This is a genomic window from Neorhizobium descurainiae, from assembly GCF_051400715.1.
In the GTDB taxonomy this organism is placed as follows: Bacteria; Pseudomonadota; Alphaproteobacteria; order Rhizobiales; family Rhizobiaceae; genus Neorhizobium.
Genome location: NZ_JBLFFK010000001.1, coordinates 756382 through 775260 on the forward strand (window position 1 = coordinate 756382; position 18879 = coordinate 775260).

Genomic DNA, 18879 nt, shown 5'->3' on the forward strand with positions numbered 1-18879 from the left:
TTGAGCTAGGCAAGGTCATCGAGATCCACCTCAAGCGTCTCCGCGATTCTCTTCATTGCAGAAAGGCTGCCTTCCTTCTTGCCGCTCTCGATTTCGGAAAGATAGGACGCGCTGATGCCAGCCTTGGCCGCAAGATCGCGGGCAGTCATTTTGCGGTATGTACGCCAGATTTTGACAGGATTCTCACCGGCAATCAGCCGGTTGACGATTTCCGCAGGCACAAGCTCATCGCGGCCGGCTGCAATGTCCGCCTTTATCCTGTCGGCGGACGCGATGTCGGCTTTGTCGACAAGATTTTCGTATTCGGCCAAGGGGAGTACGACGAGCGTTTCTCCGTTAGGTGTGGTGATCGTCTGCATGTTCGTTCCTATTCGTAGATGCTGCTACGGGGGCCGATCTTAATCACCTCGATGACATTTCCTTGGTCATCCATGATGACGCGCCAATCACCCACTCGCAGGCGAATGTAGGGCGATCCGACCAGCGCCTTGATGTTGTTGGCAAGCGATTTTGAATCACTGGCATATTGCTCTATCTTTGAAGTGATCCGTTTTGCTTCGGGTGCCGGAAGCTTACGCAAAACTTTCAGGGAGGATTTGCTGTAAGCGATCTTCTTCATGGACTACGGATAGCAAATAGCGAATTTCCTGTCAAGATTGGTTCGCTATTGGCGAATTCTTTATCTTTTGGGCGAAGCCTTCAAAAAGCGAACTAGAGGCCAGTTTAGCCTTCCTTCAAAACCGCTCCATCTCGCGCTTCACCTTAGCCAGGAAGGCCGCCCGGGTCTGCGGGGTGCAGTTGTTCATGTCGTAATGGGCGAGGAATTTGACCGCGCGGACCGGATTGGTCTGCACCCTGAGCACGCGCTTGGCGAGCTTGCGGGGCGGATCGCCGGCGAGAAACGCCCGCCAGCGGGTGGCGCCGTAGGTGAGCACCACGGCGACCTTCTCGATATGCAGTTTGCGGGTCAGAATGCCGTCCTTCAGCTCGAAGGTGACGCCCGGCAGCCAGACGCGATCGAAATAACCCTTCAGCATCGCCGGCCAGCCGAAATTCCAGACCGGGGTGACGATCACCAGGCCTTCCGCCTCCCGCAACCGGTCGACATAGGGCCTGACCAGTTCCAGATTGTCGGGATAGGTGTGATAGATCATCCGGTCATGGCGGGACATGACCGGATCGAAATTTTCCGCATAGAGATTGCAGTCGTCCACGTCATGCCCGGCCTTCCTCAGGCTCTCACGCGCCTGCGCATGCAGGGCCGCGCCGTAGCTCGATTCGACCGGATGCGAGTGTAGAAGCAGGACCCGCATCAACCCTCCGCGACGGCCAATCCGGGGAAGAGGTAGTTCCTGCCGGCGGAGAAATCGAAATCCGGATTTTCCCAGGCGATCATCTTGCCGGGGTTCAGGAGGCCCTTGGGGTCGGTCTCCTTCTTGAACGCGAGCTGCACCACGTCGGTCTGCTTCATGCCGCCTTCCTCCAGCGTGTAGCGGTGCGGGTTGAAGATCGGGCAGCCGTTGTCCTGATGGATCCTGATGATCTCCTCCAGCCGCTCGCGGGTCGTGTAGCGCACCAGCGGCAGGCCGGAGCACTGCATGCGGCCGTCGAACCTGATGAATTCCAGATGGCCCGGCACTTCGTCGCCGAAGAGTTTTACCATCTTCTCGACCTTGGCGACATGGTCCGGTCCCGGATACTGGACCTGCAGATAGGTGAAGTTCGGATCGACCTTGAGCGCCCTGAGCGTCGTGTGGTTCCAGGCGAGCTCATAGGCGTGCGGGATGCCCTTCATGCTCTCCACCTTGTCGGAGCGGAAGAGGATCTCGCCCTTCTGGCGTTCGGCGAAGGCCGTGAAGGCATCGATCGAATGCGGCGCCACCATCAGCACGCAGATCGACTGGCCGCGATGGCGGATGAACTGTTTGTGGCGCGGGAAATAATCGTAGGGGATGGGTGCGGCGATCGGAGCGATCTCCTTCACCAGGATGCCGTTCTTGTGGGCGATCGCGTCGCCGAAGCGCACCGCATCCATGAAGTCGTCGTAGCCGACCAGCACGTCCACCCAGTCATAGGCCGGCGCAAGCGGCATTTCGACCTCGACGATGATGCCGTTGGTGCCGTAGGCATGGGTGACCTTCTGCAGGTCCCAGGCGGTCAAATCGAGGACGCGCGGCTCTGCCTCCATGGTGACGACGCGGAGCCTGAGGATGTTGCCGAGGTCGCGCAGGCCTCCCCAGTGGATCGAGCCGACGCCGCCGGAGCCGCCGGCGATGAAGCCGCCGATCGTCGCCGTCTGGGCGGTCGAGGGGTGGAAACGCAGCTCCTGGCCGGAATGGGCCCTGGTCTGGCGGTCGAGCTCGGCGATCACGATGCCGGGCTCGGCGACGACGCGACCCGGATGGATTTCCCTGACCTTGTTCATGTTGATGAGGTTCAGCACGATGCCGCCGGAAAGCGGCATGGCCTGACCGTAATTGCCGGTGCCGGCGCCGCGCGGGGTGACCGGCACGCCGTGCGCGAAGGCGACTTTCAGCGTGCGGATGACCTCTTCCTCTGTCTTCGGGGAGACGACGAGATCGGCGGTGACGTTTTCGAGCTCCTCCTTGAGGATCGGCGAATACCAGTAGAAATCGCGGCTCTTCTGGCGCACCAGCGCCGGATTGTCCTCCACCGCGATGCCTTCGAGTTTCTGTTTGATCTTGGCGTAATCCGGCATTTTACTTTTCCAACAACGGGTCCAGGTCACGATAATCCGGCAGGCGACGGTCGATGCCCATGCCATTCCGCATCACGATGCGGTCGGCCTGCGGACGGGAAAGGAATTCGCTCCAGCGCCTTGCGCTGAAGAGGACGAGATCGGCGGGCGCGCCTTCGGCGATGACGCCGATCTCCGGATGCCCGAGGATTTCGGCGGGCGTCGAGGTCACGACGCGCGCCGAGGTGTCGAGCGGGTGGTCGAGATGCAGGATGCGCACCGCCTCGCGGAAGACCTCGACCGGGTCCATGTCGCCATAGGCGTAGAACGGATCGCGGGTGTTGTCGGAAGAGACGGCGGTCTTGACGCCGGCGGCGGTCAACTCATGGAACAGAGTGACGCCGCGCCAGCGGGGCGTTCGGTTCGCGTGGCGATCCTGCAGATACATGTTGCACATGGGCAGAGACACGACCGAGATGCCGGCTTCGGCGACCTTGTCGATGACGCGCTTTGCCGTCTCCTCGTCCTGCCTTGCGAGCGAGCAGCAATGGCCGACGGTTACGGAGCCCTCAAAGCGGGTCCGGAGTTTTGTTTCGGCAATGGCTTCCAGCGTCAGGACCTGCCGGTCTTCTGTTTCATCGACGTGCAGATCGATATCGAGACCGTTGTCCGCGGCGGCGCGGAACAGCGTATCGAGAATGCGTTCGAAATCGGGAAGGATGCGCGTGGCGCCGCCGAGCAAGCCTCCGTAACGTTTCGTCGTCGCGACGATGCCGTCGAAAATCTCCGGCTCAAGAACGCATTCGAGCGGCAGGAGCGCGACTGCCTGAAGCGCGATCCTGTCCTTCCACTCCTCACGCAGTTCCGCAAACAGCGGGAAGGAAATGTCCGGTTGCGGGGGGATGGAGTCCAGGTGCGTGCGGATCAGCTTGGTGCCGTGCGCATAGGCGCTTTTCAGCGAGAATTCGAAGCGGGCGCGGACGTCCTCGGCCGACCAATTGGCGATACGGTCGGCCCGGACATTTTCCAGCGCGCCCATGAAGCTGCCATCGGGGTTCGGGCGGCGATCCCATAAATGTCCCTTGTCGAGATGCGTGTGCATGTCGGCGAAACAGGGCCACACCATGCCGCCGCGCATATCAGCCCTGACGAGATCGGCGGGTGCTGCACCGGCCGGCAGGATGCTTTCGATCTTGCCGTCGGCGATGACGATATCGACATGTATCAGGCCTTCGCGGGCAGGCGCGGAAAAGCCTTTCACGAGGACGGCAGGCAGCGTCGCACCGGTCAGCGCGAAACGGCGGGCGTCGGGAAGCGTCATGAATTCGCCGGCCATCAGTTTTCCCTCTTAAGACTGCTTTCATGCCAGCGATGCAGCGATACCCAAGCGATGAACGAGGTGATCATGAAGATCACCACGCCGAGCAGGGAGAGCAGGATCAGCGCCGCGAAGAGCCGCGGGATATTGAGGCGGTACTGGGATTCCAGCAGCCGGAAGGCGAGGCCGGAGCCCGCGCCCGCCGAGCCTGCCGCAAATTCCGCCACCACCGCGGCGATCAGGGCAAGCCCGCCGCCGATCCTGAGACCCGTCATGAAATAGGGAAGCGAGGACGGGAGCTTGAGATATAGCAGCGTCTGCCAGCGCGAGGCGCCGTAGAGGTCGAAGAGGTTCAGGAGATTGTGGTCGACGCTCTTCAGGCCCTGCACCATGTTCGACAGGATCGGGAAAAAGGCGACGAGGAAGGCGCAGATGAGCAGTGCCACCTGCGTCGTCGGTGCGTAGATGAGGATGAGCGGCGCGATCGCCACGATCGGCGTCACCTGCAATATGACGGTGATCGGGTAGAAGGCGGTCTCGATCCATTTCGACTGAACGAGGAAGATGGCGATGCCGACGCCGCCGATCAGGGCGAGCGCCAGCGCCTGCATGGTGATCTGCGTCGTGACCCAGAGCGCCGGCCAGAGCGTGCCCCAGTCGTTGTACAGCGAATTGGCGACCGCCAGCGGTCCGGGCAGGATATATTGCGGAATGCTGTTGACGGTGATGATGGCCTGCCAGAGCAGGATCAGCGTGATCACCACACCGATCGGGATCAAGGTGCGCAAGAGCGTATCGCGATTGCGGCCGAAGAAACCGGGTTTCGGGGACGCAAGGGGCGGATTGCCTTCAAGACTGGCCGGCGCCATCAGTGTTCCTCCCCGCCGATCGCTTCGAGCAGCATGTTGGAGACCTTCTCGCAGGCCTGGCGGTATTCCTCCGAGGTGCGGTAATGGGCGTCGCGGCTCATGCTCGTCACCAGCGGGAAATCCGCGTGCACCCGGCCTGGCCGCGCCTTCATCACCACGATGCGGTTGGAAAGATAGGCCGATTCGAAGACGGAATGGGTGACGAAGATCACCGTGATGCCCGTCTCGCGCCAGAGCCGCAGCACGTCGTCGTTGAGCTTCTGGCGGGTGATCTCGTCGAGCGCGGCGAAGGGCTCGTCCATCAAGAGCAGCTTCGGCTTGGTCACCAGCGCGCGGGCGATCGAGACGCGCATCTTCATGCCGCCGGAAAGCTCGCGCGGATAGGCGCCGGCGAAATCCTTGAGGCCGACGGTATCGAGCGTCTTCATGATCTCATCGCGGGCGGCGGATTTCGAAACGCCGCGCAGCTTCAGCGGCAGGTAGGCATTGCCGAACACCGTCTGCCAGGGCATCAGCGTCGGCTCCTGGAAGACGAAGGAAATGTCGCCTTCCGGCAGGCCCTTGGAATTGATGCGGGAGCTCGGCCAGTCGATGGTGCCGGTCGAGACGTCGCCCAATCCGGCGATGATCCTGAGCGCGGTCGACTTGCCGCAGCCGGAGGGGCCGAGCAGGCTCACGAATTCGCCGGGCTCGACCGTGAGCGACATGTCGGAGAGGGCGAGCGTCCCGCTCGAGAACATTTTCGAGACGTTGCGCATGACGACCCGCGGCCGCCTGCGGCTGTCTCCTGGGGCTGGGATCAACGGGGCTTGGGACGTTGTCATGCTTCACTCGATCAGGGGAGCGCTTCACCTCTCGTGTTAGGGAAGGTTGGCGCCGCGTGGAGCCCCTCCCCCTTGTGGGGAGGGGTTGGGGAGGGGATATTCCTTACAAGAAAAGACCCCTCCCGCCTACCGGCCACCCTCCCCACAAGGGGGAGGGTTAAGGATGCCGCACCGGCCCTTCGCTTTGGCTCAAGACAGTTCGGAGCGGCAATCGATTCACCGGATCGATTGCTCGGGTTTTGCCCGACCGCTCCTCATTTCTTCAACGCCATGCCGACGCCCTTGCAGACGAACTTGGTCGAATAGGCCTTCTTGTAATCGAGATCGGCCGGCTCGACGCCGATCGCCACCATGCTGTCGAAGAACTTCTTATAGCGCTCGTCGGTGATGCAGCCGATGCCCTTGGCGAGCGCGTCGCCGGATTCGACGATGCCGTATTCCTTCATCTTGGCGATGGAATAGGCGATCTGGCCATCCGTCATCTCCGGATTGTCCTTCTTGATCAGGTCGTTGGCCCCCTTGTTGTCGCCGTAGAGATAGTTGTACCAGCCCTCGATCGAGGCATCGACGAAACGCTGCACGACATCCGGCTTCGCGTCGATCGTCTGCTGGGTCGTGGTGATCATCGTCGAATAGGAGCCGTAGCCGGCATCCGCGATGAGGAAGACCTTCGGCATCCAGCCGGCCTGCTTCTCGATCTCATAGGGTTCGGAGGTCAGATAGCCCTGCTGCGCGGATTTCTTGTCGGCGATGAAGGGTGCCGGATTGAAGGTATAGGGCTTGTACTGGTCGTCGCGAAAACCCTGGAAATTCTTCTTCATCCATTCGAAATAGGTGACGTAACCTTCCTTGCCCATGAAGATCGTGTCCAGCTTGGCAAGGTCGGCGAATGTCTCGACGCCGGCATCCGGATGGGCGAGCAGGACCTGCGGGTCCTTCTGGAAGATCGAGGCGACGCTGATCAGCGGAATGCCCTGCTTGACAGCGTCCATGTCGCCCAACGGGCCGCCCATGTAGAAATCCACCTTGCCGGCGATCAGAAGCGCGCGGTTGGCGGCGTTCGGGCCGCCCTGCACGATGGTGACCTTCAGACCATGCTTCTCGTAGGTGCCGTCGGCGACGGCCTGGTAGAAGCCGCCGTGCTCTGCCTGGGCGAGCCAGTTGGTGCCGTAGGAGACTTCGTCAAGCGCTGAGGCCGGCTGTGCGGCGAGAGCTGCCGCGGAAAGGCCGAACGCGGCCAGAAAGCTCTTCATCGTCAATGTGTTGGACATGTTGTTTTGTTCCCCTGTTAAACCTTGCGGCATCGTGAGAGCATTTTCTTCACAGCATTTGAACGGTTGCCTTGCTATTTGAAAAGCATCAAAATTCGTCCGCATTGATGCCTTTGAGGCAGCGGTCGAAATTTGACATGCCAAATTGTGCGGCATGATCAAAAAATATGCAATGAGGGTTGGGGTAAAATGCTGCATTCGCGTAAACTGCTTTATATCGACGAGATCGCCCGCTGCGGATCGATCCGCAAGGCGGCGGCCCGGCTGAACGTCGCGTCCTCGGCCGTCAACCGGCAGATCCTGGCTCTGGAGGATGAACTGGGCGCGCCGATCTTCGAGCGCATGCCGCGCGGATTGAAGCTCACCGCGGCCGGCGAGCTCTGCATCGAGCATATACGCGAGGTGCTGAAGACCTATGAGCGGATGGAAGCGCGCATCCGCGGTCTCAAGATGCCGCAGGCCGGCAAGGTATCGATCGTCTCGACCGTCGGGCTTGCCGCCGGCCCGCTGCCGGACATCATCGCGCGGTTCGTCGCGCAGCATCCGCGCGTGCGCATTCACCTTCGCAACGACGGACCTTCGAACACCATCCAGCCGGTCATTTCCGGCGAGGTGGATATCGGCCTCGGCTTCAACATCCCTGCGACACCCGGCATCCGGACGCTCGCCAATTTCGACATTCCGATCGGGGCGGTGATGCCTCCGGGACATCGGCTGGCGGGCGAGGGCGCGGTCGATCTTGCGGACGTGGTGCAGGAGCCGCTGGTGCTCGCCCAGCCGGGCACGAGCCTCAGGAACATCATCAACCTGGCGCTATCGCCGCTCTCCGTCCCGGTCGAACCGGTGGTCGAAACCAATGCGTCCGAAATGCTGAAGAAGCTCGTCAAGGCAGGCACCGGGCTGACGCTGCTCAACCCGCTCGACGTGCTGCCGGAATGCCGCCGCGGCGAGCTCGTCTTCCGGCCGCTCGCCAATCAGCATGCGCGGCACCAGCCGATGAGGCTTTTCGCCCGCTCGCGCGCGACGCTGGATACGGCGACCAGTCTTTTCGTGGAATTCCTGCTGGCGGAACTGGCGGCGATCGTCGCCGACCTGCAGGCCAAGGGGCATGTGCCGGCACAATCCCAGGCGAGGGACGCTCAGCGCGAATAGAGGTTGTCGAGCGAATAGGCTTCGAAATCGCGCAGCATCCCGATGAAGCCCGCCACCTGGTGACGGCAGATGAGCGCGCCTTTTTCCGCCGTGCCGGCGGCCGCGTTGCCCACGACGCCGTTCGGGTTCAGGTCATGCGCCAGCCAGGCCAGCGCATGCGGCGGGGTGGGCTGGATGTATTTCGACTGCGACTTCATCCATTCCGCCCTGGAGACGAAGTTTTCCGCCTTCTCCATCCGGACGAGGTCGGGGCGGAAGTGCAGCATCAGCGAGGTCTCCACCTCGCCGCCATGGATGCCGTATTTCTGCTCGTGCTCGGAAATCATACCCTCCGGGTGGCCGAAGCGGCCCCACTGCGTGCCGATCACCGCCATCTTGTGGCGGACGCGCAGCTCGCGGCCGACGATGCTCATGATATCGACATTGCCGCCGTGCGAATTGACGATGACGAGCTTCCGGACGCCGGCTTCCGCCACCTTGGCGCCGATCGCCGTCCAGGCGGGGATCAGGATTTCCGGGCCGAAGGAGAGCGAGCCCGGACCGTAGACATGCTCGTTCGCCTTGCCGATCTCCTGGGTCGGGAGCACGAGGATATCCAGGTCTTCCGGCCGCTGGGCCTTGAGCTCCGCCAGCATGCCGTTGGCGATCGCCACGTCCGTCGCGATCGGCAGGTGCGGCCCGTGCTGCTCCGTCGAGGCGATCGGCAGGATGGCGATGGTCTTTTCAGGCGAGAGACGAGCGAAATCGAGTGTGTTGAGTTCGTTCCAGTAAAACGGCTTGCCCATGCTGCCCTGCCTTTCCTTCCATGCTCCCCACAGGGTTAGGAGATAGGGCACGTCTCGAAAAGCATCAATTTCCGCCCGGCATGGTGCTTTTTTGCGCGCGGTCGGCCTTCTGCATTGTGCCAGGACGGGAAAAAAGCCGATTTCAATAAAATTGCATCGATCCGTTTAAGCGCCCGGAAAACCATCCCCGCGTATGGTTGTGCCATCAAGAGACGAGACGGCAGTGAAGTCGTCCGGTGAAACAGGGTGCAGCGTCATGATCAAGAAACTCATTATTTCCGCGGTCGTCTTGACGGCCCTCATTGTCGGCAAGGAAGCGAAGGCCGCCGGCGTCGGCGGTTTCGCCCGGGCGCTTTCGTCCGTGTCGGCCGCTCAGATCCACACGTCGGAGGTCCCGGCGTTCGAGCGCCATGACGGCGCAGAAGACGGGGTGCTGACGCTGACTTTCGCAAAACGGCGCGAATTGCTGCGGATCAATTCCGCGGTCAACGGCACGATTGCCGACATCGACGGCTATCTCGACGAGATCGCCGGCGATTTCCCGCTCGATCTGGGTGCCGGCGGCTGCTTCGATTGCGCCGATCTGAAGCGCGATCACCTGCTTTCCCGCGGCTGGCCGGCAAGGTCCATGCGGATCGCCTATGCGATCGACGGCACGGGCCGCGTCGAGCGGGTGCTGGTGATCGCAACGGACCGCGGCGACGTGATCCTCGGCAATGACAGCCCGATGATCGACATGTCGGGCAAGCAGGCGCAGGGCCTTGTTCCCGGGCGTGCGCCGGCCGTGATGCCGGCCTGGTACGATATCTGATCTTGTGATCTTCTGGCCGTCTCGCTCGTTCTCAGGCCCGCCTTCTCAAACGGAGGCGGGTTTTCCCCATTCGGCGATGGCGATGCCGCCGAGGGCGAGGACCAGCGCGACGATATGGAAGGATTGCAGGTCCTCGCCGATCAGGGCGACGGAGAGCAGCGTGCCGAAGACGGGTATGAGATTGATGAAGAGACCCGCCCGATTGGGGCCGATCTTCTCGACGCCGACGATATAAAGGACCTGCGCGATCAGCGACGCGAAAACGGCGGTGTAGAGCACGATCACCCATCCGGTCGTGTCCGGCCAGATCAACCGGTCGGCCGAATATTCCCAGAAGACCAGCGGCGCGCTGAAGATCAGCGCGACGAGGGCGGGCACCGCCATCAGCGTCCGCCAGTTGATCTGCGGCCGCCATCTGAGCGCCACCGTATAGATCGCGTAACCGGCGATCGCGATCATCATGATCGCATCGCCGATATTGACCGTCAGCGTCATGAGCGTGTTGAAATCGCCGTGGACGGCGGTGATCAGGCCGCCGACGAAGGTGAGCGTGAAGCCGAGGATCTGCGCCCAGGAAACCTTCATCCGGAACAGTGCGAAGTTCATCACGAAGATCAGCATCGGGATGAGCACCTGCTCGACGGTCACGTTGATCGCCGTCGTGTAGTTGACGGCCGTATAGAGCGCGGCGTTGAAGACGACATAGCCCATGACGCCCAGGAAGGCGAGAATCGGCAGGTTCTTCCTGACGACCGGCCAGTCCTTCCTGATCTGCGGCATCGAGATCGCGAAGATGATGACCGCTGCGACGAGCCAGCGCAAGAAGGTCAGCGTCATCGGGCTCACATGGCCGACGGCAAGCTTGCCGGCCACCGCGTTGCCGCCCCAGGCCAAGGTCGCGATGACGAGGGAAAGATAGGCCGTTCTGTGCAAGATTGCGTCTCCGGCGCCGGCCGGATGGCGGCGATTTGAAAGGTTGGGGCGGGAAATAGCGTGTGGCCTGCGCTTTTGTCACGTAAAAACCACGGCGGAGTCACAAACAGGTCGCTTTCCTCCGGCCAAGGCATTATAGATGCGGCCGTTTGCAGTGCCTTGGGCGGTTTTCGCCGCCCGCGGCAATGCGGGAAATCGGAGATCGCGCATCGACCGTAGTCAATCGATAATTGACCTATGGACGGTGCGCGTATGGTCGCGTGGGGCTTTTTGCCCGCAGCACAGGAAGCAGAGATGACGAACGTAGTCGTGGTTGGTTCGCAATGGGGTGACGAAGGCAAGGGCAAGATTGTCGACTGGCTTTCCGAACGCGCCGATGTCGTGGTGCGTTTCCAGGGCGGTCACAATGCCGGCCACACGCTCGTCATCGACGGCGTCAGCTATAAGCTTTCGCTGCTGCCGTCGGGCATCGTGCGCCCGGGCAAGATCTCGGTGATCGGCAACGGCGTCGTCGTCGATCCGCATGCGCTGGTCGCCGAAATCGACAAGCTCGCAGGGCAGGGCGTGAAGGTCACGCCCGAGAACCTGCGCATCGCCGACAATGCGACGCTGATTCTCTCGCTGCACCGCGAGCTCGACGGCCTGCGCGAGGACGCCGCCTCCAACAGCGGTACGAAGATCGGCACAACCCGCCGCGGCATCGGCCCGGCCTATGAGGACAAGGTCGGACGCCGCGCGATTCGCGTGATGGACCTCGCCGACATGGAGACGCTGCCGGGCAAGGTCGACCGCATCCTCACCCATCACAACGCGCTGCGCCGCGGTCTCGGGGAAAAGGAAGTCTCCCACGAGGCGATCATGCAGGAGCTGACCTCGGTCGCCGAACGCGTGCTGCCGTTCCGCGAGACCGTCTGGGAGCTGCTCGACAAGGAACGCCGCAAGGGCTCGCGCATCCTCTTCGAAGGGGCGCAGGGCTCGCTTCTCGACATCGACCACGGCACCTATCCCTTCGTCACCTCGTCCAATACGGTCGCTGGCCAGGCGGCCGCCGGTTCCGGCATGGGGCCGGGCGCGCTCGGCTATATCCTCGGCATCACCAAGGCCTATACGACGCGCGTCGGCGAAGGCCCGTTCCCGACTGAGCTCAAGGACGAGATCGGCCAGTTCCTCGGCGAAAAGGGGCATGAATTCGGCACCGTGACGGGCCGCAAGCGCCGCTGCGGCTGGTTCGACGCGGCGCTCGTGCGCCAGTCGGTCGCCACCAATGGAATCACCGGCATCGCGCTTACCAAGCTCGACGTGCTCGACGGCCTCGACGAGCTGAAGATCTGCGTCGGATACAAGCTCGACGGTGAGGAGATCGATCATCTTCCGGCGAGCCAGGGCGCGCAGGCGCGCGTCGAACCGATCTACGTCACCCTCGAAGGCTGGAAGGAATCCACCGTCGGCGCCCGCAAATGGGCCGATCTGCCGGCCCAGGCGATCAAATATGTCCGACAGGTGGAGGAACTGATCGGCGCGCCGGTGGCGCTGCTGTCCACCAGCCCGGAGCGGGACGACACCATACTTGTGACCGATCCGTTTGAAGACTAAAGTCAAGAATTGGTTACCATTCGGCCGGCCTTCGGGCCGGCGATCATGAGAAAGTGCTGATGGCTGATTTTGTTGCGGTGATCCGCCGCGCCGTTGACGGACTGGCGAACAATACGCCGGAGATGCGCGCGAAGGTGTATGACAAGGCTCGTGGCGCCGTGCAGCGGCAGCTCGAGAACATGAAGCCGCGCCCGCCGGAAGACATGCTGCGCCGGCAGATGGAGAAGCTCGAAGCCGCGATCATGGAGGTGGAGAGCGAGCACGCCGAAGCGCTGGAGCCGCTTGCCGAGGAGGCTGCCGCCATCCCGCAGCCGGTGGAGGCGGCGCCTGGCGAGCACTATGCGGACGAGCCGGCTGCCGGGCACGCCGCAGAGGAGCCGGTATCCGAAGAGCATCCGGAACAGGCGGCAGCCGAGCCTCATGTGGAAGAGCCGGCGGCGGAAGCCTACGAGCCGGAGCCGGTCGAGGCCGAGGCCGCGCGTGACGAGCGTCATGAAGAGCCGGCGCCGGCCGACATCCATGCCGAGGCGGTGGAAGCGGAGCCGTCCGTCTTTCACGAGGAGGAGGTCGCAGCCGCTCCCGCCCCCGAAGAGCCGGCGCCGCCGAAATATGGCGACTGGCGCGACGACCTGCCGCCGGAAGAGGCCGAGCCCGCACCGACGGCTTATGACCGGCAGGAGCCCGTTCAATCCTTCGACGAGGGTGCCGAGCAGACCGTGCCGGCGTCCGCTTCCGAGCCGGTCACGCCCGAACCCGTTGCGGCCGAATGGAGCGCTCCCGAACCGCAGCCTGCCGAAGCGCCGGGTCGTATAGAGAACTGGGGCTGGGAAAAGCCTGCATCCGCATCCGGTCACGAGGCGAATGTTGCGGCAGCGGTCTGGAACGATGTGCCCGAGCTCACTCCGGCCGGACCCGTCGTGCCGATCGATCGCGGCGCGAAAGCCGAAGCGGCCGATGCGCATTTCGACGCTGAAACCCATGCTGCGGCCGATGCGGTGCGGATGCCTTCGGTCTCGGATCTTCCCGATCTTCCGCCGTCGCCGGCAAAGGCCGCAACGGCCAATGCCGATCCTTTCGCCGATTATGCCGAGCCGCAGCCGAAGGCCAACGGCAAACCGGCCGAGAGCGATCCCTGGGGCGATCTCGAGGAGCTGATCGGTTTCAACAAGGATGCCAGCCAGGGCGATTCGTCGCGCGGCGCTATGCACACGGATGCCGACGCGGACGATCTGATGCCCGCGCCGGCCCGGCCCTACAGGGTCACGCCGGTCCGCAAGCGCAATTATGCCGGAATCGTGCTCGCCATCATCGGCCTCGCCCTGGTCGGCGCCGGCGGTTATGCGATCTGGCTCAACCGCGATTCGCTGAACGACATGGTCGACGGCCTGATCCAATCGAGCCTGCCGGACAGCCAGACGACCGAGCAGGCGGGCAATCAGGCGACGGCTCCGCCGCCCGCCACGCCGCAGCCCGGCGAGACGCCCTCGACGCCCGCCCCGGCGCCGCAGAACAATGCGGCAAACCCGGCGGCTCCCGCCGCACCCGGCTCGGCGGACGGCTCCACCGCGGGTACCAAGTTCACCCAGCGGCTGATGCCGGACGGCAGCGAAACGGACGAGGGGCCGGGCGGCGCCGGCGACCTGGCGCAGAATGCGGAAGGCCAGTCGGTCGCCCAGCTCAACGCGCCGCCTGCCGCGCCGCCGGCGCAACAGCCGCCTGCCGCAAGCACACCGGCTGCCAATACACCGGCCCCCGGCGCACCGGCCGTGGGCGCCGATGCCGCCGCCGGGCCGAATGCAGCGCCGCCGCCCGCCAATGCTCCGTCGGCAACGCCGGCGGATGCGCCGGCGCTCGCGGGCGAGAAGATGTTCCTCTACGAGGAGCGGATCGGCCAGACGGCGCCGACGGCGATCGAGGGCGCGGTTTCCTGGTCGCTCCAGCGGGAAGCCGGCCCGAACGGCCAGCAGGAGCCGGTGATCCAGGGGCGCATCAACGTGCCGGGCAGAGGGCTGACCGCGCTCGTCACCCTCAAGCGCAATGCGGACCCCTCCTTGCCGGCAAGCCACCTGATCGAGATCGTCTTCGCCGTTCCACCGGATTTCGAAGGCGGCGCGATCGACAGCGTGCAGCGCATCGCCATGAAGCAGACGGAACAGGATCGCGGCAACGCGCTGATCGCGGTGCCCGCCAAGATCACCGACGATTTCCACATGATCGCGCTCAACGACTTCCCGGATGCGCGCACCACCAATCTGGAGCTCCTGCGCAGCCGCAACTGGATGGACATCCCGGTCGCCTATCGCAACGGCCGCCGGGCTCTGCTGACCCTCCAGAAGGGGCCGGAAGGCGAGCGCGTCTTCAACGAGGCGATCCGCGAATGGGGGACGCTCGGCCCGACCGCCAGCGGGCAATAATCACCTTCCGGGTCTGATTTTGCGACAACAATCCGCCTGAGCGATCCTCAGGCGGATTTTTCTTTATTTGGGGTGCCGGTGCCCGCAAAGAGCGGATGTCCAGAGACGGACGGCGGGTTCCGACAAAATGACGCGTTGACACTTGCCGCGCGTATCGCGATGACCGGACATGCGCTTCATCCGGCAGATCATCGGCGATTCCACGAGCGGCGGGGTCCTCTCCGCCCTGATCGCCGTGATGCTGCTGCTGCAAGGCATGATCGGCGGCTATGCACAAGCCGGGATGGTGTCGTTGCATGCCGATGCCGGCGTCATCTGCACCGAGCACGGCGCCGATGCCTCAACGCCCCAGACGCCCCCCGGCAAGTCCTGGCCGGCCTGTTGCGGCATAGGATGCCAGGCGCTTTCTTCGCTTGCGTCGCTGTTGCCTGTCAAAGGGCCTGCGCTCGCGGCGCCGCTGCTCGCCGGGATCGCAACGGCAAGCGTCCCGGTCGAGGCCGGTCCGACGCCGCATGCGCTCGGCCTCGCACAGGAAGCGCGCGCGCCTCCGACACCCTCCATCTGATCCTGACGCCCTCTGTTTACCGGCCAGCCTCCGGCTGGTCCCACCGTCATCGATGGAGATATTTCCATGCTTTCTTTCCGATCCGCCGCGGCGGTCTGCACCCGCACGCCGAGATGCGCCACGAGCCGCGCCACATGCCGATACCTGCCCGAGGGAGGCACGCCATGACCGACCGTTCCTCAACCGCCGCGCCGTCATCGGCTCTCAAGCTTTTCGTGACGCGCCTGCATTTCTACGTCGGGCTGTTCGTCGGCCCGTTCATCTTCGTCGCCGCGCTCACCGGCACGCTCTACGTCCTGACGCCGCAGATCGAGGACGTAGTCTATCGCGACCAGTTGCGAGCGGCCTCGACCGGAACGCCCCAGTCCCTGGCGGCACAGATCGGTGCGGCGCGCGCCGCTATCGGCGAGGGGCCCAAGCTCTTCGCGGTTCGTCCGGCGACTGCGGACGGATACACGACCCGGATGATGTTCACGGCACCGGGTCTCGGAGATTCGGAAAACCGCGCCATCTTCATCGATCCGGTTTCGCTGGCCGTTCAAGGCGATCTGACCGTCTACGGCACGAGCGGCATCCTGCCATTCCGCACGACGCTCGACTACCTGCACCGCAACCTGCTGCTCGGCGATTTCGGGCGTCACTACAGCGAGCTTGCCGCTTCGTGGCTGTGGGTATCCGTCTTCGGCGGCGTGCTCCTGTGGTTCTGGCGGCGCGGCGTTCCAAAGTCTTCCGCCGCGAAAGGCGCATCCGCCCGCAGGCTGCACGGCCGGATCGGCGTGATCATCGCCGCCGGGCTGCTGTTCCTCTCGGCGACGGGTCTTACCTGGTCGCGCTGGGCCGGCGACCATATCGACCGGTTCCGCTCGGAGGTTGGTTGGATCACGCCGTCAGTATCCCTTGATCTCGGTGCAGGAGCGGTTGCAGTTGGTGGAGAACTTGCAGAACACCAGGGGCATGGCGCGATGGCGGCACCTTCGTCGCCTCCGGCGATCCCGGAAGCGGACGTGATCGGCCGGATGGATCAGGTTCTCGCCGTTGCCCGTGCCGGTGGCATCGATTCCCCCATGGTCGAAATCCGCCCGCCGCGCTCCGCGGGCAAGGCTTGGATGGTGCGCGAATATGATCGCGGATGGCCGACCCAGGTCGATACGATCGCCATCGATCCCGGCACCATGGCGATCACCAGCCGGGCGGATTTCAAGACCTTTCCCATCGTCGCGAAGCTGATCCGGTGGGGGATCGATGCGCATATGGGCATCCTGTTCGGGGTGGCGAACCAGATCGTCATGGCGGCGCTCGGCGTCGCCTTGATGGCAATGATCGTCTATGGCTATGCCATCTGGTGGTCACGCAGGCCGGCGCCCGGCGGCTCGCCGAAGACGTTGATCCGCGCCTTCTCCTATCTGACCCTGCGAAGCAAGCTCATCATCATCGTGCTGGCGGCCGGGTTCGGGGTCGTCCTGCCGCTGATGGGTGCGAGCCTGATCGTTTTCGTGCTGATCGATCTCGTGCGCTGGGGGCTGACAGGTCTTGTGGACGGTTCTGGCACGCAAGAGGCCGGCCGGGCGGGGTAGAGGCCCCATATCCGCGAAGCGCCGCCGCCAGCAAGATCGCCGCCAAAGAAAAAGGGGCCGCCGAGGCAGCCCCTTTTTATAGTTCGGTTTCGCGAAGTTTCAGGCGTCGACCACGCGGAGGGCGTTTGCCTGGGCAAGCGCCTCCTTCTGCACGGCTTCCTGCACCTTCTCGAAGGCGCGGACCTCGATCTGACGCACGCGCTCGCGGCTGATGTCGAATTCGGCGGAGAGTTCCTCTAGCGTCACCGGCTCGTCGGACAGACGGCGGGCTTCGAAGATGCGGCGCTCGCGATCGTTCAGCACGCCCATGGCCTTGGCCAGCATGCGGCGGCGCGTGTCGAGCTCGTCCTGCTCGATCAGCACTTCCTCCTGGCTGTCATGCTCGTCCACGAGCCAATCCTGCCACTGGCCGGCTTCGCCTTCGGTGGCGCGGATCGGCGCGTTCAGCGAAGCGTCGCCCGAGAGGCGGCGGTTCATGGAGACCACTTCCTCTTCGGAGACGTTTAGCTTGGTGGCGATCTCGGCAACCTGTTCGGGCTTCAGATCGCCCTCGTCGATCGCCTGGATCCGCCCCTTCAGGCGGCGCAGGTTGAAGAAGAGACGCTTCTGATTGGCGGTCGTTCCCATCTTCACGAGCGACCAGGACCGCAGGATATATTCCTGGATCGAGGCCTTGATCCACCACATGGCGTAGGTCGCCAGGCGGAAGCCGCGTTCCGGATCGAACTTCTTGACGGCCTGCATGAGGCCGACATTGCCCTCGGACACGACCTCGCCGATCGGCAGGCCATAGCCGCGATAGCCCATGGCGATCTTCGCCACGAGCCGCAGATGGCTCGTCACCAGCTTGTGGGCCGCATCGCGATCCCCATGTTCGGCATAGCGCTTCGCAAGCATATATTCCTGCTGCGGTTCCAGCATGGGGAACTTGCGGATTTCGTCGAGATAACGGTTGAGGCCGGCTTCGCCGGCAGTAATGGATGGCAGAGTATTGCGGGCCATAAAGCACCCCTTTCCGATCGTTGTCGGTTCCCTTTTGGCCTAGCAATGCATTGATGAAGGCGAACCGAATGGCGCGGGTCATTTCCGACCCCGCACCGACCCATGTAAAAGATAAGTGCGGCAGAACCGTGATTCAAGTGATCACGGATGCGTTATATCATTACAGTATCGTAATGTTATCCGCTCCTGAACCTCACCGATAGGCGCGCTCCGAGAGAGCGGCCATGCCGGACCGGATCATCAACTCATACAGGATCCGGCGGTGCATCGGATTGTGCAGCCTTGCTACTTTCGAACCCAGGAACTGCGTTTCCAGGTGTTCGAAGGCACGCAGGTTCGGAGCTTCGCTGATCACCTTGCAATAGAATTCATAAAACTGACTGCGGCAGACATAGGTCTTGTACTTCGTCATGCAGAATGTCGAAAACATGCCTCTCTGCTCCCGCAGGAAATCGGCCATCCCGACCGTCACCTCCGGCCAGGCCGGATTGAACGTATCGTCGAAGGCGATGATCCCGTGGTCGGCGAGGCTGTCTGCCGCAAGCCTGCTGTCGGCGGCGACATGATGGAGCATATGGCCGCCATCGATGCTGAAGAAACGAACGCGTCCGATCTTCCCGACGATCTCTTCCGCCTGCACCTGCATGCTGTCTCTCCTGATCATCAGGCCTTCATCGACAGGAAGGCCGAGGCGCCGGCCATTCTCGATAAAGCGATCGTATTGCGTCGCTGCTCCGCCCGCCTCCTGCTCGATATCGAAGAGGTCGATCGCCAGTATCCTGTCTCTGTCCCCGCTTATCTTCCTGAAGAGAAAATAAGTGCGACCGTAGAAAACGCCGATTTCCGCAATGCCTCCATCCAATCCTTGCTCCGTCTGCGCCTTGAGAAGGGACAGGAAAACCAGCGCATCGGGAGGGTCGATATATCCCTCGACCGTCTGCAGATCGTGAAAGATGAACTTTCGGAGGCCCGAATTCATACCTTTGGCGTCTTAGAGCCCGTCCGAGAATAGGGTTGAGTGATCGGGCTGATGATGATTCCAAGAAGGTGTCTGAAGCCTGAATGGAAGC

At 63.1% G+C, this 18879-nt stretch carries 18 protein-coding genes; 6 read left to right on the top strand and 12 right to left on the bottom strand.

The features are described from left to right. Positions 1-5 precede the first annotated feature (5 nt). The 8 genes from ACMGE0_RS03600 to ACMGE0_RS03635 form a co-directional block, all read right to left on the bottom strand. Entirely contained in the window at positions 6-359 is a 354-nt protein-coding gene (locus ACMGE0_RS03600; RefSeq protein ID WP_436814469.1) for a helix-turn-helix domain-containing protein, read from the bottom strand. Between the two features lie 8 nt (positions 360-367). Beyond that, a complete protein-coding gene (locus ACMGE0_RS03605) occupies positions 368-619 on the bottom strand; it encodes a type II toxin-antitoxin system RelE family toxin (RefSeq protein ID WP_436814470.1) in 252 nt (83 codons plus the stop codon). Between the two features lie 115 nt (positions 620-734). Next, positions 735-1313: an NAD(P)H-dependent oxidoreductase gene (locus ACMGE0_RS03610; protein WP_436814471.1), complete on the bottom strand. Its 579-nt coding sequence runs from the start codon at positions 1311-1313 to the stop codon at positions 735-737. Further along, positions 1313-2719: an FAD-binding oxidoreductase gene (locus ACMGE0_RS03615; RefSeq protein WP_436814472.1), complete on the bottom strand. Its 1407-nt coding sequence runs from the start codon at positions 2717-2719 to the stop codon at positions 1313-1315. The genes ACMGE0_RS03610 and ACMGE0_RS03615 overlap by 1 nt, the downstream gene beginning before the upstream one ends. Position 2720: 1 nt before the next feature. Then, entirely contained in the window at positions 2721-4034 is a 1314-nt protein-coding gene (locus tag ACMGE0_RS03620) for a cytosine deaminase (protein ID WP_436814473.1), read from the bottom strand. Continuing rightward, entirely contained in the window at positions 4034-4885 is an 852-nt protein-coding gene (locus tag ACMGE0_RS03625; protein ID WP_436814474.1) for an ABC transporter permease, read from the bottom strand. Before ACMGE0_RS03625 ends, ACMGE0_RS03620 begins: the two co-directional genes overlap by 1 nt. Continuing rightward, entirely contained in the window at positions 4885-5709 is an 825-nt protein-coding gene (locus tag ACMGE0_RS03630) for an ABC transporter ATP-binding protein (RefSeq protein ID WP_436814475.1), read from the bottom strand. Before ACMGE0_RS03630 ends, ACMGE0_RS03625 begins: the two co-directional genes overlap by 1 nt. 254 nt (positions 5710-5963) lie before the next feature. Continuing rightward, positions 5964-6980 carry an ABC transporter substrate-binding protein gene (locus ACMGE0_RS03635; RefSeq protein ID WP_436814476.1) on the bottom strand — a complete coding sequence of 339 codons (1017 nt, stop codon included), beginning with the start codon at positions 6978-6980 and terminating at the stop codon, positions 5964-5966. A 189-nt stretch (positions 6981-7169) separates the two neighbouring features. Here ACMGE0_RS03635 and ACMGE0_RS03640 point away from each other — a divergent pair, with 189 nt between their 5' ends. Next, on the top strand, positions 7170-8132 hold the full coding sequence (locus tag ACMGE0_RS03640) for a LysR family transcriptional regulator (protein ID WP_436814477.1): 963 nt from the start codon (positions 7170-7172) through the stop codon (positions 8130-8132). On the opposite strand, the gene ACMGE0_RS03645 is transcribed toward ACMGE0_RS03640, so the two are convergent. Next, positions 8120-8917: a creatininase family protein gene (locus ACMGE0_RS03645; RefSeq protein WP_436814478.1), complete on the bottom strand. Its 798-nt coding sequence runs from the start codon at positions 8915-8917 to the stop codon at positions 8120-8122. The genes ACMGE0_RS03640 and ACMGE0_RS03645 overlap by 13 nt on opposite strands. Before the next feature lie 256 nt (positions 8918-9173). Between ACMGE0_RS03645 and ACMGE0_RS03650 the strand changes: the two genes are divergently transcribed. Further along, positions 9174-9728, top strand: a complete 555-nt coding sequence (locus ACMGE0_RS03650) for a transglutaminase-like cysteine peptidase (RefSeq protein ID WP_436814479.1) — start codon at positions 9174-9176, stop codon at positions 9726-9728. 45 nt (positions 9729-9773) lie between these two features. Here ACMGE0_RS03650 and ACMGE0_RS03655 read toward each other — a convergent pair whose 3' ends face one another. Next, the gene (locus ACMGE0_RS03655) at positions 9774-10661 is read right to left on the bottom strand and encodes a DMT family transporter (RefSeq protein WP_436814480.1); all 888 of its coding nucleotides are present in this window, start codon (positions 10659-10661) and stop codon (positions 9774-9776) included. Positions 10662-10955: 294 nt separating this feature from the next. Here ACMGE0_RS03655 and ACMGE0_RS03660 point away from each other — a divergent pair, with 294 nt between their 5' ends. The 4 genes from ACMGE0_RS03660 to ACMGE0_RS03675 all read left to right on the top strand — a co-directional run bounded on the left by ACMGE0_RS03660 (position 10956) and on the right by ACMGE0_RS03675 (position 16807). Next, positions 10956-12254: an adenylosuccinate synthase gene (locus ACMGE0_RS03660; protein WP_436814481.1), complete on the top strand. Its 1299-nt coding sequence runs from the start codon at positions 10956-10958 to the stop codon at positions 12252-12254. A gap of 59 nt (positions 12255-12313) precedes the next feature. After that, entirely contained in the window at positions 12314-14668 is a 2355-nt protein-coding gene (locus ACMGE0_RS03665; RefSeq protein ID WP_436814482.1) for a hypothetical protein, read from the top strand. Between the two features lie 169 nt (positions 14669-14837). Beyond that, the gene (locus ACMGE0_RS03670; protein ID WP_436814483.1) at positions 14838-15233 is read left to right on the top strand and encodes a DUF2946 family protein; all 396 of its coding nucleotides are present in this window, start codon (positions 14838-14840) and stop codon (positions 15231-15233) included. Positions 15234-15397: 164 nt separating this feature from the next. Further along, complete coding sequence (locus ACMGE0_RS03675) at positions 15398-16807, top strand: PepSY-associated TM helix domain-containing protein (protein WP_436814484.1); 1410 nt, start codon at positions 15398-15400, stop codon at positions 16805-16807. A 99-nt stretch (positions 16808-16906) separates the two neighbouring features. On the opposite strand, the gene rpoH is transcribed toward ACMGE0_RS03675, so the two are convergent. Next, complete coding sequence (gene rpoH, locus ACMGE0_RS03680; RefSeq protein ID WP_436814485.1) at positions 16907-17809, bottom strand: RNA polymerase sigma factor RpoH; 903 nt, start codon at positions 17807-17809, stop codon at positions 16907-16909. A 193-nt stretch (positions 17810-18002) separates the two neighbouring features. Next, the gene (locus ACMGE0_RS03685) at positions 18003-18788 is read right to left on the bottom strand and encodes a class I SAM-dependent methyltransferase (RefSeq protein WP_436814486.1); all 786 of its coding nucleotides are present in this window, start codon (positions 18786-18788) and stop codon (positions 18003-18005) included. Positions 18789-18879: the final 91 nt, after the last annotated feature.